The organism is uncultured Faecalibacterium sp. (assembly GCF_900066275.1).
GTDB lineage: Bacteria > Bacillota > Clostridia > Oscillospirales > Ruminococcaceae > Faecalibacterium > Faecalibacterium taiwanense.
In genome coordinates this window covers 159,092-174,270 of the sequence record NZ_FMFG01000002.1, presented here as the reverse complement: position 1 = coordinate 174,270, position 15,179 = coordinate 159,092, and the positions used below count along the sequence as shown (strand labels likewise).

Genomic DNA, 15,179 nt, shown 5'->3' with positions numbered 1-15,179 from the left:
GGCAGTCTGACCGCCGGGCAGGGTGGGGCAGCTGGCCCACGATTGGCAGCGCTGCGGCACGTTGGAGGCTGCGGCCATGGAAGAGCAAGGAGAAAAAATATTATGGCAATGCGCGATAAAATTGAGCACGCGATCCAGAATCAGCCGTGCACCGTCAAAGACCTCAAATCCAAATTCGGCGGGGACCGCGGCTCGGACCGCAAGGTGATGGAGGCTGTGGATCAGCTGGTGCACGAGGCGGTCATCTGCCAGCGTCAGGGCGTGTTCTTTACGGTGCGCTCCGGCCGTGCAGACAAGGCTCTGTTGTGCAAGGTGGTAAAACTGGGCAAGAATTTTGCCTTTGTCATGCTGGAGGACGGCACCAGCGATATCTTTATCCCGGGCCGTTTTACCCGCGGTGCCATGCCCGGCGACATAGTGCTTGTGGAAAAGTTTGAGCACCCCCGTGTGGAGGGCAGCGATGAAGGCGAGATCCTGGCCATTCTGGAAGAAAAGAACGATCTGGTGGGCACTGCCCGCCGCATTGAGGGCCGCCTGAAGTTCGTGCCGGACGACTGCCCGGCCATCTCCATGCAGATGATGCGTGACTGCGAGGGCGGTGCAAAGGACGGCGACAAGGTGGCCGTGGAGATCCTGCAGCGCGGCAATCGGCAGGAAGATCACCGCGTGGGCGTTGCCATGCGGTTTGGCAGCTCGGACGAAGCAAAGCGCTGCGCAAAGGCTCTGCTCTATGCGCAGGATATCCACAGCCGCTTCCCGGATAAGGTTCGTGAGGAAGCCAAGAAGCTGGAGAACGCTGAGGTCTCTGAAAAGGACACCGAGGGCCGCATGGATCTGCGTGCCCTGCCCATCTTCACCATTGACAGTGCTGAGACCAAGGATATCGATGATGCCATCAGCCTGACCAAGACCCCGGAGGGCGGTTTTGAGCTGGGTGTCCACATTGCAGATGTTTCCAACTATGTCAAGCCCGGCAGCGAACTGGACAACGAAGCGTTTAACCGCGCAACCAGTGTCTACTATGCCGATCAGGTGGTGCCCATGCTGCCCAAGCAGCTTTCCAACGGCATCTGCAGCCTGAATGAGGGCGTGCTGCGTCTGGCCTTCTCCTGCCTGATGCATCTGGATAAGGATGGCAACCTGATCGATTACCGCTTTGTCAAGTCGGTCATCCGCAGCCGCGTCAAGGGTGTTTACTCCGAGATCAACGCCTTGCTGGCCGGCAGTGCTGACGACGAGCTGAAGGGCAAGTACCATGAAGTGCTCAGCCAGCTGCCCGCCATGAAGGAACTGTACGGCCACCGTGCCCGCCTGCGCAAGGAGCGCGGCTGCATGGATATCGAGAGCGGCGAGGTGAAGCTGATCCTCGACGAGGACGGCCACTGCATCGACGTGAAAAAGCGCACCTCCGGCGAGAGCGAAGCTATGATCGAAGAATTCATGCTGCTGGCCAACCAGTGCGCTGCCCACTTTGCCCGCGTGAAGCAGATCCCCTTCGTGTACCGTGTGCACGAGGAACCCAATGCTGAAAAGCTGGAGCGTCTGCACACTCTGCTGCAGGCCTGCGGCATCAACGATCACTTTGCCAAGGATGTGCCCACCCCCAAGGAGCTGAGCGCAATTCTGGAAGGTGTGCGCGGCGGCCCGTATGAGCAGATCATCAATACCGGTATGCTGCGCTGCATGTCCAAGGCTGTGTATGAGGAAAAACCCAAGGGCCACTACGGTCTGGTGCTGAAGGACTACGCTCACTTCACCAGCCCCATCCGCCGCTATCCGGATCTGGCCATCCATCGCATCATGACCGCCCAGCTCAAGGGCATGGATAAGGATACCATGGTGCTGCGCTACAGCGACTTTGCCGAGAAGGCAAGCAAGCAGTCCAGTGAGCGCGAGATCATTGCAATGCAGATCGAGCGCAAGGCTGAGGACTGCTACAAGGCCGAGTATGCCCGCCGCCATCTGGGCGAGTGCTACGAGGGCCGCATTTCCGGCGTGACCCAGCGCGGCCTGTTCATTGAGCTGGACAACGGCGTGGAGGGCTTTGTGCCGGCTTCCAGCCTGACCCCCTCCGGTACCATGCTCACCGAGGGCATCCGCCTGTCCGACCCCGTCTCCGGCAAGAACTGGAGCCTGGGCGACACCATGATGATCACCATTGTGCGTGCGGATGTGAACCTGGGCAAGATCGACTTTGAGGTTGCTCCGGCAAGCACAAAGTAAGCAAAAAGATCAGAACACCTGTACGGCGTTTTCCTGCATAGGAAGAGACTGTACAGGTGTTTTTTGTCCGCGGACAAGAAGCGGTGGAAAAGGGGAGAACGACATGCTGAAAAACGAAACACTGCGCAGAGATGCAGATGCCATCATCCGTGCCAGCCTGAACGCTGTTCTGCCGGACGAAGCGGTGCGCCGCGCGCTGAAAAATTTCCGGCCGCAGGGCGGCAGGGTGCTGCTGGTGGCTGCCGGTAAGGCAGCATGGCAGATGGCCCATGCTGCAGTGAAATTTCTTGGCCGGGTGGATGGCGGTGTGGTCGTGACCAAATACGGCCACGTGAAGGGCACGATCCCCGGCGTGGACTGCTGCGAAGCCGGGCACCCCGTGCCGGATGAGAATGGCTTTGCCGCCACCCGGAAAGCGCTGGAACTGGTGCAGGGCTTAACGGCAGAGGATACGGTGCTGTTTCTGCTGTCCGGCGGCGGCAGTGCACTGTTTGAAAAGCCGCTGATCCCCGGCGCAGAGCTGCAGCAGATCACGGGCCAGCTGCTTGCCAGCGGTGCCGATATCGTGGAGATGAACACCATTCGCAAGCGCCTGTCCGGGGTCAAGGGCGGGCGGTTTGCACAGAGCTGTGCGCCTGCGCAGGTGTTCAGCATCGTGCTCAGTGATATTCTGGGCGACCCGCTGGATATGATCGCCAGCGGTCCGGCGGTGCCGGATACCTCCACCTGTGCACAGGCCCTTGCCATTGCGGAAAAATATCACCTGCAGCTTTCGGCACAGGCCAAGGCTCTGCTGGCACAGGAGACTCCAAAGGTGCTGGACCATGTTGCCACGCAGATCACCGGCAGCGTGCGGGAGCTGTGCAGCGCAGCAGCCAACGCCTGCCGGGAGCTGGGCTATGAGCCGGTGATCTTGACCGACAGGCTCTGCTGTGAAGCGCGGGAGGCTGGCAGCTTCCTTGGTTCCATAGCCCGCACCCACGCGGGGCAGGGCAAAAAGCTGGCCTTTCTTGCAGGCGGTGAGACGGTCGTCCATCTGACCGGAACAGGTCTGGGCGGGCGCAATCAGGAGCTGGCCCTTGCTGCAGCACCAATGATCGCCGGGCTGGATGCAGCGGTCTTTTCGGTGGGCAGCGATGGCACCGACGGCCCAACCGATGCTGCGGGCGGCTATGTGGACGGCAGCACGGCCGCAGCACTGGCGCAGAACCAGCTGAACGTGTACGATGTGCTGCAGAACAACGATGCCTACCATGCCCTCAAGGCGGTGGATGGGCTCATCATCACCGGCGCGACCGGCACGAATGTCAACGATGTGGCCGTGGTGCTGATCGGAAATCAAGGATAGAACAAAGCCACCGGGAGTTCTCTGCAAAAAGCGGAAGCGGAACGGATGGAGCTGCAGCGCCGCAAGGAACTTACGGAACAGATGTTCCACGGGATGGCCCGCATCGTGGACCGGTTTGTGGTGTGTGATCTGGAAAATGACCACTATGAACCATGCCTTGCAGGATCATGGATTATATGGGTAAAAAATAAGGTGCTGTCCGCACAGACAGCACCTTATTTTTATGGTTTACATGTGCAGCAGGCTGCGCTGCTCGCTGGCGCGGAACTTGAGTGCCGCAGCAATGAATGCCTTGAACAGCGGGTGAGCACGGTTCGGACGGCTCTTGAACTCCGGGTGGAACTGTGCGCCCAAATGAAAGTCACGGCCGGGCAGCTCTACAGTCTCTACCAGACGACCGTCGGGGCTGGTGCCGGAAATAACAAGACCGGCGTCCTGCATCTCCTGACGGAACTCGTTGTTGAACTCGTAGCGGTGGCGGTGGCGCTCCCAGATCTCGGCCTCGCCGTAGCACTCGGCCATCTTGGTGCCGGGCATCACCTTGCAGGGGTATTTACCCAGACGCATGGTGCCGCCCTTGGGAATGTTGCCCTGCTGGTCGGCCATCAGGGCAATCACATTATGCTTGCCATCCGGGGTGAATTCGCTGGAATTTGCATCCTTGTAGCCCAAAACGCCCCGGGCAAACTCCATCACCATGATCTGCATGCCAAGACAGATGCCAAAGTAGGGAACATGGTTCTCGCGGGCATACTGTGCAGCCTGGATCATGCCCTCAATGCCGCGGTCGCCAAAGCCGCCGGGTACGATGATGCCGTCCACATCTGCAAAGGCTTCCTTGCAGGCGGCCTGGTCGGTCAGGTCCTCGCTTTCCACCCACTTGATCTCCACCTGGCTGTCATTCTCGAAGCCTGCGTGGTACAGGCTCTCCATCACGGAGAGGTAAGCGTCGTGCAGCTTGACGTATTTGCCCACCAGTGCAATGCTGCAGGTCTTGCTGCGGGTGGCAATGCGGCTGACCACCTGCTTCCATTCGGTCAGGTCGGCAGCGGGCACATTCAGCTTGAGCTTCTGCACCACTACCTCGTCCAGACCACCGGTGTGCAGCATCAGCGGGCACTGGTACAGGCTGGGCATGGTCAGGTTCTCGATCACGCACTCCGGCTTCACATTGCAGAAAGTGCTGATCTTGCGGCGGATGTCGCCGCCCACACTGCCGTCTGCGCGCAGGATGATGATGTCCGGGTTCACGCCCATGCCCTGCAGCTCTTTCACAGAGTGCTGTGCAGGCTTGGATTTGTACTCGTCCGAGCCGGAAATGTAGGGCACCAGCACCACATGGATGTAGCAGCAGTTGTCGCGGCCCTGCTCCAGACCCACCTGACGGATGGCCTCGAGGAAGGGCTGGCTTTCAATATCACCGGTCGTGCCGCCGATCTCGGTAATGACCACGTCAGCCTCGGTGGAAGAGGCCAGATTGTAGATGTAGCTCTTGATCTCGTTGGTGATGTGGGGAATGATCTGCACGGTCTGGCCCAGATATGCACCCTGACGTTCCTTGTTCAGTACGTTCCAGTACACCTTGCCGGTGGTCAGGTTGGAGTATTTGTTCAGATTCTCGTCGATAAAGCGCTCGTAGTGGCCCAGATCCAGATCAGTCTCAGTGCCATCGTCGGTCACGAACACCTCACCGTGCTGCAGCGGGCTCATGGTGCCGGGATCCACATTCACATAGGGGTCCAGCTTCTGGCTGGCCACCTTCAGACCGCGGCACTTGAGCAGACGGCCCAGCGATGCGGCTGTGATGCCCTTGCCAAGGCCGGAGACGACACCGCCGGTGACAAAGATGAATTTGGTTTGTTTCTCTGCCATAGAATTTCCTCCTCTATTTTTGTTTTTCTGAATTCTTTCCCTTATAAACCTTTGTGAATTCTTTCAGGTGAACGGCCTTGCTCTCAGCCTCTCCCAAAATGAGCCGGTGAAAGCAAGGATACTTTTCCCAATCCAATATTATACACCCATGTCCTCATAATTTTCAAGGACTTCCTGTGCAATTTCTGTGCGGTCACGCCGGGTATCCATGGCCTGTTTTTCTATGTAGCGGTGTGCCTCGGCTTCGGTCATGTGCTCGTGCTCCACAAGGCAGCATTTTGCCCGGCTGACCAGCCGCACCTGTGCGATCTTTTCCTGTAAGCGGGCGTTCTCCTGCCGGGCACGCAGCAGGCGGTGGTTGCCCGCCGCCGCCATGTGCATGGCCTGCACAAAAAAGGCGGTGCTGAAGGGCTTTGACAGCAGCAATACCCCCTGCTCACTCAAAGGCCCCAAAAGCTGCTCAGCCTGTGCGGCCTTGACCAGAAACACGACACCGGCATCTGTTTTTTCCACAGCATTGATGCACACCTCATGCCCGAATTCATCGGGCAGGGGAGAGTTGACCACGATCAGCTCAAAATCCGATTCCGTCATGCGCCGCCGGGCTTCGGCCCCGCTGGGAATGATCACCGGGCGGCTGTAGCCCATTTCGGTCAGCCGTGCAGCGATATACTCGTTGGAGCTTGCACCGGCACTTACGATCAGTGCACGTCCCATTTCCTGCGCTCCTTTCTCCTACACACTCTCTTTTGCAGGGGTCAGATGGAGTTGAAGTAATGGGTACGCTCGTACTCAACAGGGTCGGACGCGTGTTTCAGTGCTTCGCAGCGCTTCAGTTCTTCCGTAAAGTAGCGGCTGGCAAGCTGCTCGGGCAGCACTCTGCGCAAAAATTCGCTCTCCTCCGCAGCCTGCACGGCCTCTTCCAGACTGGCGGGCAGAGTCTCAAGGCTGAGGCCCTCAGCCATAGAGGGGTCGAACAGATTCTTGTTCACGGGGGCAGAGAGCACCATGCGGTTCTCGATGCCGTCCAATCCGGCAGACAGAACCAGACCAATGGCCAGATAGGGGTTGCAGGCAGGGTCCGGGCTGCGCAGCTCCATGCGGCAGTTGTCGCCCTTTACCTGCGGGATGCGCACCAGCTGGCTGCGGTTCTGGCGGCTCCAGCTCACATAGCGGGGCGCTTCATCGCAGCCAAAGCGCTGATAGCTGTTGGGCAGAGGGTTGGTGAACACGGTCAGCTCCCGGCTGTGGGCCAGCACACCGGCCATAAAGCTGCCTGCAATGCTGTCCGGGGCAATGTCGCCCTCAAACAGGTTGCGGCCATCCATGTAAAGGGACAGGTTGATGTGCAGGCCGCTGCCTGCCTGATCCGGCAGGGGCTTGGGCAGGAAGCTTGCATGGATGCCGCTGCGGGTGGCAATGGCGCGCACGATCTGCTTGAACATCATCACGTTGTCGGCGGTCTTGAGGGGGCCTGCGTGGTGGCAGTCGATCTCGTTCTGGCCGTTGCCGCTTTCGTGATGGCTGTGCTGAGGGCTCATGCCCATCTGCTCCATAGTCAGGCAAATGTCCCGGCGGAGGTTCTCGCCTGCGTCCAGCGGGGCCACGTCAAAGTAGCCGCCAAAGTCGATGGGGATACGGGTGGGGCGGCCCCGATCATCATTCTCGAACAGGTAGAACTCACACTCTGCGCCCACATTGCAGGTGATGCCCAGCTTTTTGAATTTGCGGTTCACGCTGCGCAGAAAGCCGCGGCAGTTGCCGCCAAAGGGCTGGCCGTCCGGCTTTTCCACATCACAGAAGAACTGCATCACCCGGCCCTCGGTAGGCCGCCAGGGGAGAATGGTCACGGTGGAAAGATCCGGCCGCAGCACAAGGTCGCTTTCCTCCACCTTCATAAAGCCGGCAATGGAGCTGCCGTCGAAGCAGACACCGTCTTCCAGAGCTTTGGGCAGATCGTTTGCCAGCACGGCAATGTTCTTCTGAGTGCCAAAGATATCGCAGAAGGCAAAGCGCACAAATTTGACGTTGTTGTCCTCCACAAAATCAAGGATGTCCTGTTGGGTCGAATAGCTCATAATGGTTTCCCTTTCAAATAAAACGCCTAAAGGCCTGCCCTCAGAATGGGAGCAGGTCTTTAGGCTGGTGTAAGAAATAGGAAAAGGAGAATGGCAATTTTAAATTCCGCAGCCTACGGATGCTATTCTGCTGTTACGCTGATGAAAGATCAGACGTAGTAGAGCATCTTGCTGTAGCTGGGCAGAGGCCAATAATCCTCACCGCAGATGGTCTCGGCGTCGTCCGCAGCGGCACGCAGAGCATCCATTGCAGGCAGCACGTTGTCGTGGAAAGCAACGGCCTTTTCTGCCTCGGTGGGCAATGCCTTGGAAGCATCCACTGCATCCTGCAGGGTATCGACGGCGTCGCTCATAGCATCAGCATCAGCAGAGAGCTTGGTCAGGGTCTTGGTCTCACTGCGCACGCTGATGTTCTCGCTCACAGCCAGTTTGGATGCTGCGGTATTGGCAAGCTCGCTCATGTAGGAGTTGACGGCAGGCAGCAGCTGCTTGCGGGCCATTTCCAGCATGGTCAGAGCCTCGATGTTGATGATCTTGGAGTAGTGCTCCATCTCCACCTCGTAGCGGCTCTCCATCTCTACCTTGGTCAGCACGCCGAACTCTTCCATCAGGGCAATGTTCTTGGGCTCGATCAGGGCAGGCAGAGCAGCGGGGGTGTTCTTCTTGTTGGGCAGACCGCGCTTTGCGGCTTCCTCTTCCCACTCGGCAGTGTAGCCGTTGCCGTTGAAGATGACGCGGCGGTGGTCGCGGATGGTGCGCTTGACCAGAGCAATCACGGCGCTGGTAAAGTCCTCAGCGCTCTCCAGCTCGTCGGCGTAGCCCTTCAGTTCCTTTGCAACGGCGGTGTTCAGGATGGTGTTGGCATCACTCAGGTTCTCAGCGGAACCGGGCATACGGAACTCGAACTTGTTGCCGGTGAAGGCAAAGGGAGAGGTACGGTTGCGGTCGGTGGTATCCTTGCTGAACTTGGGCAAGACATCAACGCCCAGATCCATCTTCATCTTGACGGGGCCGGCATAGGGGGAATCGGATGCGATAGCATCGATGACAGCTTCCAGCTCTTCGCCCACAAAGATGGAAATGATAGCCGGAGGTGCCTCGTTGGCACCCAGACGGTGATCGTTGCCGGGAGTGGCAACGGAGGTGCGCAGCAGATCGGCGTACTCGTCAACAGCCTTGATGACAGCAGCCAGGAACACCAGGAACTGCAGGTTCTCCATGGGGGTGTCGCCCGGGTCGAGCAGGTTCTCGTGGGTGGTGGACATGGACCAGTTGTTATGCTTGCCGCTGCCGTTCACGCCCTCGAAAGGCTTCTCATGCTGCAGGCAGACCAGACCGTACTTGGGAGCGATCTTCTTCATCATCTCCATCGTCAGCAGGTTGTGGTCGATGGCAACGTTGGTGGTGTCGAAGATGGGAGCCAGCTCATGCTGGCAGGGAGCAACTTCGTTGTGCTTGGTCTTGGCGGGAATGCCCAGCTTCCACAGCTCTTCGTCCAACTCCTTCATAAACTCGGAGACCTCGGGACGAATGACACCGAAGTAGTGCTCTTCCAGCTCCTGACCCTTGGCAGAGGGGGCACCGAACAGGGTGCGGCCGGTGAGGATCAGATCCTGACGGGCCTCGTAATCTTCCTTCTTAATAAGGAAGTACTCCTGCTCGGGGCCGACGGTGGTGGAGACGTAATCCACATCCTTGCCGAACAGCTTCAGGATGCGAACTGCCTGATTGGACAGTGCGTTCATGGAACGCAGCAGGGGGGTCTTCTTATCCAGAGCCTCGCCGGTGTAGCTGACGAATGCGGTGGGGATGCACAGCACGTCATCCTTCACGAATGCGTAGCTGGTGGGGTCCCATGCAGTGTAGCCGCGGGCCTCGCAGGTGGCGCGCAGACCGCCGGAGGGGAAGGAAGATGCATCGGGCTCGCCGCGCACCAGCTCCTTGCCGGAGAACTCCATGATGGCGGTGCCGTCGCCCACAGGGGAAACAAAGCCATCGTGCTTCTCACTGGTGATGCCGGTCAGCGGCTGGAACCAGTGGGTGTAGTGGGTGGCACCCAGCTCCATGGCCCAGCGCTTCATCACGCTGGCCACGACGTTTGCCACCTCAATGTCCAGCGGAGCACCCTTGTGCAGGGTGTTCTTCAGGCTCTTATAGGTTGCGCTCGGCAGGCGCTCCTTCATCACATGTTCGTTAAAGACCTTGCTGCCGTAGATTTCCATAACATTCGCTGCCATAAATCCTACTCCTTACTTGATCTTATTTTTCTTACCCTTTCGTCTGCATTCTGGTCTGCCGCAATGCCGCACCCAGAAGTACGAAAGCATCTTAACAAAAACGGCGCTGCGAGTCAGGAGGTGACCCACAGCGCCGTTGCTGTCTATGGTTTGATTATAGCCGCTGCCGGGCAAAAAGGCAATTGACAAATCTGACGATTCTGCACAAACGCTCTCTGCGAATTTTGGCACAACTGAGCTTGGTATGACTTTTGAACCTTTAAACCGGAACAGAACGATTTGGAATTGCCTCCGCTTGCGCTCTGGCAATATCAGCGGAAATAATATTTTTAAATTTGCAGTTCCGGCAGGCCTGCGGGCCCGCCGGAACTGTTTTTTCACGGGAGGAGTCGTTACGGACAATTGCATTTGCAAAGCCTAGGCTTATCCGTTGCGTGACAGCCGCAGATGCTACTACCCGTTACGACCCCTTTTGTAAAAATGCGTTTGGAGCGGCCCGCAGGCCGCGACAAACGCCAATATAAAAATAATATTTCCTTTAAATATGCCCAGAGCGAAGCGGAGGGCATTCTAAATGGTCAGATCACCTGGAACAAAAAGAACTTCAGATAATTCGTCTCCGGCACGCCCCACAGGATCGGATGATCCGGTGCCTGCTGTTTCACCTCGATCTGCCGCAGCTGGCGGTGCGCATCCTTTGCAGCGGCGCGCAGCATCTTGATGAACAGCTCCTCGGTGGCAAAATGGGAGCAGCTGGCAGTTGCCAGATAGCCGCCGCGGGGCAGCAGCTTCATGGCACGGTAGTTGATCTCCTTGTAACCGCGCATGGCGTTCTCCACAGTGCGGCGCGCCTTGGTAAAGGCCGGCGGGTCCAGAATGATAAAATCGTAGGGATGTCCCTCTCTTTCCAAGCGGGGCAGCAGCTCAAAGGTGTCCTCGCACAAAAAGTCCATATTGGTCAGACCGTTGCGCTGGGCATTGCGCTGCGCCATGGCAATGGCCTCGGCGCTGATATCGGCGGCGGTCACACGGGCAGCGCCGCCCGCAGCGGCGTTCAGTGCAAAGCTGCCGGTGTGGGTAAAGCAGTCCAGCACGGTGTGACCTGCCGCAAGGCGTGCCACCGCCCGGCGGTTGTACTTCTGATCAAGGAAGAAGCCGGTCTTCTGGCCGTTCTCGAAATCCACATGATAGTAAACTCCGTTCTCGCAGATCTCGGTCTGGGTGCTTGCAGGGTGAGTCTCACCGGGCAGCTCAAACCAGCCTTTGTTCTGCTCAAGACCTTCCTTTGCGCGCAGAGCCTCATCGTTGCGCTCGTAGATGCCGTCGATGGTCTGGCCGTCGGCGCGCAGGACTTCCGCCAGAATGGGGAAGAGGACGGGCTTGAGCTTTTCCATGCCCACGCTCAGGGTCTGCGTGACGAGGATGTTGCTGAACCGGTCCACAGTCAGCCCGGGGAACTGGTCGGCTTCGCCAAAAATGACGCGGCAGGCAGAAAGGTCTGCAGGTTCCAGCACGGTCTTGCGGTAGTTCCATGCATATTCCACCCGGCGGCGCCAGAACGCAGCATCAAAGGTGTCGTTGGCATTGCGGGAGATCAGCCGCACGCGGATCTTGCTTTTGAGCGAGACAAAGCCGGTGCCAAGGTAGGAACCCTTGGTGCTGACCACATCGGCCAGCGTGCCGTTTTCCGGCTCATTTTCCGGGGAATGGAGGATGTCGTTCTCATACACCCAGGGGTGCCCGCCCACCAGCAGGCCTTCGGCGTGTTTGTTGACGGTATACACAGGGTAAGCGCGTTCTTTCATATGGTTCTCCTTATCATGGACGAACTCCCTTCGTCCCGCGTTCGCTCGACACGCTTACCGTGCGGATAGGCTCCCTCACTGAGGGAGCTGGCTGCGAAGCAGACTGAAGGAGTAAAAATCTACCCTTTATAATAGCACAAAATCATGTTATTATAAATAAGAAATGCCAAAAAACCGCATGAAAGAGGGATGCATTATGGAAATCGAACGCAAATGGATGGTGAAGGGCTGGCCGGAGGGGCTGCCCCTCAGGGAGGAATTTGCCATGCGGCAGGGCTATATCAGCGTGCGGCCCACTGTGCGCATCCGGGAAGAAGCCCTCACCGGCGGCAGAACGGACTACATCCTCTGCTTCAAATCCGGGGGCGGCCTTGCCCGTGAGGAGATCGAGCGCAGCATCGACAAAGCGCTGTTTGAGGATTTGGAACACAAAATCATCGGCAAACCTCTCATCCCGAAGCTGCGCCGCAGCTACACCCTGCCGGACGGTTCTGTGCTGGAAGTGAACCATGTGGACGAAGGCCAGCCTACCGAGTTCTGGTATGCCGAGGTGGAGTACCCCACGGTGGAAGCAGCCCTTGCATGGCAGCCGGAAAGCTGCGGCCTTGGCGATTACCTTAAGGATGAAGTGACGAACCAGCCCGGCCAGAGCATGGGCGAATACTGGGTGGAGACAAGAGGATGAAAAAAGTAAAACTCAAACTGGAACTGCAGTACAACTCCCCGGTGATCCTCACATTTTTCCTGCTGTCACTTCTGGTGCTGTTCCTCGACCAGTGGACGGATGGGTGGACGACGATGCATCTGTTCTGTGTCTACCGCTCCTCGCTGAAGGACCCGCTGTTCTACATCCGGCTGTTCGGCCATGTGCTGGGCCATGCCAGCTGGGACCACTTTCTGAATAACATGCTGCTGCTGCTCGTTGTTGGCCCGCCAATGGAAGAAAAGTACGGCAGCAAGCCGCTTTTGTGCGGCATGGTGTTCACCGCTCTGGTCACCGGCGTGCTGCAATGCGTGCTGTTCCCACGTTCGGGGCTGCTGGGCGCGTCCGGCATCGTGTTCATGCTTATCATGCTTTCGTCGCTGGCGGGCTTCTCCGGCGGCATCCCGGTCACCATGCTGCTGGTTGCAGCGCTGTACTTTGGTCAGCAGGTGTACGATATCATTTTTGTGCACGACAATGTAGCAAACTTCATGCACATTGTGGGCGGCTTATGCGGCACTGCCTTTGGCTACTACAGTGCGCTGCACAGCCGCCGCAGGCCGGCAAAAGCGGTGAAGTTTTCCAGCACGAACAGCCGCCGGAAGCGCTGAACCCACTGTGGACATAGGCTGATTTTGAAAAATTTGCAAACAGGTATTGACAAACGAAAAATCCGTGGTTTAATATAGCCAAATTCAATACACTAAACCGTTGAAGCGAAGATAACGGCGAACCATGCCTGTACAGAGAGCCTGCGCAGCTGAGAAGCAGACCGGAAACAGTTCGTCAAGGAAAGTGTGACTTTGCGTTATATTTTCCCGAAATGGACCGCTGAGGGTGCAGGGAACTGCGGAGAACTTTCGCCGCACAGTATTCTGCAACGTAGGGCATACGTCAGTTGCCGGGGATGTGTTGGCATCCCGCCAAGTGCATGGGGTCATGTCCATGAAGTCATGGTGGCACCGCGGATAAAAGGCCAAATTTTATTCGTCCTTGACAGAAGAGAGTTCTTCTGTTAGGGGCGTTTTTCTTTTCCACTCCCTCGGCAGAAGAGCCGGGGGAGTTTTTGTTTTAGGGCTCCCTTGTTTCTGGCACTAAGGCTCATGCCTGCGGCTGCGGCCACGAAACCCTGAACAAAACAAATGCACCCGGTTGCTGCGGTTCTGCCCACAGGCCGGGTGCATTTTATATTTTAGGAAAAATTACAGGTCACTGCGCGGGAAAGCTGCCATGGCCCAGAAGTTCAGCTCGTGCTCCGAGCAGGCATGGAAGATCTCGCGGCAGCGGGCAAGGCGTTCGTCGCTCAGGCCTTCGCAGACTTTTTCTGCAAACGCGGCCCAGTCGCGGCAGGCCGCCTCATAGCCCTTGTCAGCATAGTCCACCACCAGTGTACCATAAAGGGTATCCTGCACGGAAGGCTTTTCTTCCAGCAGTTTCTGGAAGATCCAGCCATAGCTCAGCATACAGGGCAGGCAGGCCATCATGCACTCGGCTGCGCCCTCGCCGTTTTTGGCGGCTTCGATCATAGAGTCCACATAGGCACGGTTCTCCGGCCGCAGCGGCAGGCTCTGGATGCCTTCATCGGTCAGTCCAAAGTGCTTGAGATAGTGCAGGCGGGCTGCATCCTCGCTCTCATTCACGAAGGAAAGCAGGGAATAGTAGGTGCGGATGGTCTGCATATCCTTTGCCTTGGTCATGCCCCAGGCAAACACCTTGGCATATTCCCGCAGGTAAAGACTGTCCTCCACGATGTAGCCCTTGAAGCAGGCTTCATCCAGTGTGCCATCCGCAAGTCTTTCCAGAAATTCCGAATGCAGGCACTGCTCCCACACGGGCAGACTTTCCTGCACCAGCTGCTGCACAAAGGTCTGCTCACTCACCCACAAACTCTCCCTTCAGTGCAAACATATGGTCCATCGGGCCGGAGCCGTGGCCCAGATCCAGCATGGCAGAAAGACAGCCGGAAATGTAGGCCTTTGCGCGCTCCACAGATGCATCCAGATCATAGCCCTTTGCCAGATTGGACGCAATAGCGCTGGACAGGGTGCAGCCGGTGCCGTGGGTATTGGGGTTTGCAATGCGCTTGCCGCGGAACCATTTGCCGCAGCCGTCCCGCCACAGAAGGTCGTCGGCATCGTTGATCTGGTGGCCGCCCTTGCACAGCACGGCACAGTGGTATTTCTCGCTGATCAGCTTTGCAGCGGCCTCCATTCCGGCCGCATCGGTGATCTTCATGCCGGAAAGGATCTCAGCCTCCGGAATGTTGGGGGTGACCACCTCTGCCATGGGCAGCAGCTTTTCGGTCAGTGCCTGCACGGCATCGTCCCGCAGCAGCTTGGAGCCGGAGGTGGCAACCATCACCGGGTCCACCACGATATGCTTTGCGCCATAGGTGTGCAGCTTTTCGGCGATCACACCGATCAGCTCTGCCGAGGATACCATGCCGATCTTGACGGCATCCGGGTAGATGTCGGTAAAAATGGCATCGATCTCCTGTGCCAGAAATTCGGGCGTGGCTTCAAAAATGCCGGTCACACCTGTGGTGTTCTGGGCAGTCAGTGCGGTAATGGCGCTCATGGCGTACACGCCGTTTGCAGTCATGGTTTTGATATCGGCCTGGATGCCAGCACCGCCGCTGGAATCGCTGCCGGCAATCGTCAATGCAGTTTTCATGGTTACAACTTCCTTTGCAAAAAATGCGGAAATGCCCGCAAAGAGGCACCTCCGCACTTTGAAGCAGCAGTATCTCCCTACGTTGGCATTGTCCAAATCAGGTCACAGGTCTGGGCAAACAGCCCACTCTCAGCCTGCTTTTGCAGGCTCCCTTTTTCTGCGTTCAAGAATACCACAGTGCCGCTGCATTTGCAAGGGGATGGCCCTTTTCAATCGGCCCGCTGCGTGGTAAAATGGAAA

The 15,179-nt window shown here is 57.8% G+C and carries 11 protein-coding genes and 1 riboswitch; of the genes, 4 read left to right on the top strand and 7 right to left on the bottom strand.

The window, feature by feature from the left end; all coding sequences use genetic code 11:
- The first annotated feature begins 102 nt into the window (after positions 1 to 102).
- Together rnr and QZL71_RS01720 are read left to right on the top strand one after the other, a co-directional pair.
- Positions 103 to 2,223 carry a ribonuclease R gene (gene rnr / locus QZL71_RS01725; RefSeq protein ID WP_005937309.1) on the top strand — a complete coding sequence of 707 codons (2,121 nt, stop codon included), beginning with the start codon at positions 103 to 105 and terminating at the stop codon, positions 2,221 to 2,223.
- Between the two features lie 103 nt (positions 2,224 to 2,326).
- A complete protein-coding gene (locus tag QZL71_RS01720; RefSeq protein ID WP_005937311.1) occupies positions 2,327 to 3,571 on the top strand; it encodes a glycerate kinase type-2 family protein in 1,245 nt (414 codons plus the stop codon).
- Positions 3,572 to 3,799: 228 nt separating this feature from the next.
- Here the strand turns inward: QZL71_RS01720 and QZL71_RS01715 are convergent, their stop codons facing one another.
- The 5 genes from QZL71_RS01715 to QZL71_RS01695 all read right to left on the bottom strand — a co-directional run bounded on the left by QZL71_RS01715 (position 3,800) and on the right by QZL71_RS01695 (position 11,563).
- Complete coding sequence (locus QZL71_RS01715; protein WP_294647474.1) at positions 3,800 to 5,443, bottom strand: CTP synthase; 1,644 nt, start codon at positions 5,441 to 5,443, stop codon at positions 3,800 to 3,802.
- A 138-nt stretch (positions 5,444 to 5,581) separates the two neighbouring features.
- Positions 5,582 to 6,160 carry an ANTAR domain-containing response regulator gene (locus QZL71_RS01710; RefSeq protein WP_005937320.1) on the bottom strand — a complete coding sequence of 193 codons (579 nt, stop codon included), beginning with the start codon at positions 6,158 to 6,160 and terminating at the stop codon, positions 5,582 to 5,584.
- A gap of 41 nt (positions 6,161 to 6,201) precedes the next feature.
- Positions 6,202 to 7,521: a glutamine synthetase family protein gene (locus tag QZL71_RS01705; RefSeq protein WP_294647472.1), complete on the bottom strand. Its 1,320-nt coding sequence runs from the start codon at positions 7,519 to 7,521 to the stop codon at positions 6,202 to 6,204.
- A gap of 149 nt (positions 7,522 to 7,670) precedes the next feature.
- Positions 7,671 to 9,758 carry a glutamine synthetase III family protein gene (locus QZL71_RS01700; RefSeq protein ID WP_097774943.1) on the bottom strand — a complete coding sequence of 696 codons (2,088 nt, stop codon included), beginning with the start codon at positions 9,756 to 9,758 and terminating at the stop codon, positions 7,671 to 7,673.
- A gap of 578 nt (positions 9,759 to 10,336) precedes the next feature.
- A complete protein-coding gene (locus QZL71_RS01695; protein WP_294647471.1) occupies positions 10,337 to 11,563 on the bottom strand; it encodes a class I SAM-dependent rRNA methyltransferase in 1,227 nt (408 codons plus the stop codon).
- 196 nt (positions 11,564 to 11,759) lie between these two features.
- Between QZL71_RS01695 and QZL71_RS01690 the strand changes: the two genes are divergently transcribed.
- Complete coding sequence (locus QZL71_RS01690; RefSeq protein WP_118527011.1) at positions 11,760 to 12,248, top strand: CYTH domain-containing protein; 489 nt, start codon at positions 11,760 to 11,762, stop codon at positions 12,246 to 12,248.
- The gene (locus QZL71_RS01685) at positions 12,245 to 12,877 is read left to right on the top strand and encodes a rhomboid family intramembrane serine protease (RefSeq protein WP_005941761.1); all 633 of its coding nucleotides are present in this window, start codon (positions 12,245 to 12,247) and stop codon (positions 12,875 to 12,877) included. The genes QZL71_RS01690 and QZL71_RS01685 overlap by 4 nt, the downstream gene beginning before the upstream one ends.
- A gap of 591 nt (positions 12,878 to 13,468) precedes the next feature.
- Here QZL71_RS01685 and QZL71_RS01680 read toward each other — a convergent pair.
- Both QZL71_RS01680 and thiD read right to left on the bottom strand, forming a co-directional pair.
- Complete coding sequence (locus QZL71_RS01680) at positions 13,469 to 14,146, bottom strand: TENA/THI-4 family protein (RefSeq protein ID WP_294647469.1); 678 nt, start codon at positions 14,144 to 14,146, stop codon at positions 13,469 to 13,471.
- Complete coding sequence (thiD, locus tag QZL71_RS01675; protein ID WP_294647467.1) at positions 14,139 to 14,939, bottom strand: bifunctional hydroxymethylpyrimidine kinase/phosphomethylpyrimidine kinase; 801 nt, start codon at positions 14,937 to 14,939, stop codon at positions 14,139 to 14,141. Before thiD ends, QZL71_RS01680 begins: the two co-directional genes overlap by 8 nt.
- 56 nt (positions 14,940 to 14,995) lie before the next feature.
- Positions 14,996 to 15,103: riboswitch (TPP riboswitch) on the bottom strand.
- Between the last annotated feature and the right edge of the window lie 76 nt (positions 15,104 to 15,179).

Excerpts from the sequence above, each read along its gene's own strand:
- rnr (WP_005937309.1), top strand. The coding sequence starts at position 103 with ATGGCAATGCGCGATAAAATTGAGCACGCGATCCAGAATCAGCCGTGC.
- QZL71_RS01720 (WP_005937311.1), top strand. The coding sequence starts at position 2,327 with ATGCTGAAAAACGAAACACTGCGCAGAGATGCAGATGCCATCATCCGT.
- QZL71_RS01715 (WP_294647474.1), bottom strand. The coding sequence starts at position 5,443 with ATGGCAGAGAAACAAACCAAATTCATCTTTGTCACCGGCGGTGTCGTC.
- QZL71_RS01710 (WP_005937320.1), bottom strand. The coding sequence starts at position 6,160 with ATGGGACGTGCACTGATCGTAAGTGCCGGTGCAAGCTCCAACGAGTAT.
- QZL71_RS01705 (WP_294647472.1), bottom strand. The coding sequence starts at position 7,521 with ATGAGCTATTCGACCCAACAGGACATCCTTGATTTTGTGGAGGACAAC.
- QZL71_RS01700 (WP_097774943.1), bottom strand. The coding sequence starts at position 9,758 with ATGGCAGCGAATGTTATGGAAATCTACGGCAGCAAGGTCTTTAACGAA.
- QZL71_RS01695 (WP_294647471.1), bottom strand. The coding sequence starts at position 11,563 with ATGAAAGAACGCGCTTACCCTGTGTATACCGTCAACAAACACGCCGAA.
- QZL71_RS01690 (WP_118527011.1), top strand. The coding sequence starts at position 11,760 with ATGGAAATCGAACGCAAATGGATGGTGAAGGGCTGGCCGGAGGGGCTG.
- QZL71_RS01685 (WP_005941761.1), top strand. The coding sequence starts at position 12,245 with ATGAAAAAAGTAAAACTCAAACTGGAACTGCAGTACAACTCCCCGGTG.
- thiD (WP_294647467.1), bottom strand. The coding sequence starts at position 14,939 with ATGAAAACTGCATTGACGATTGCCGGCAGCGATTCCAGCGGCGGTGCT.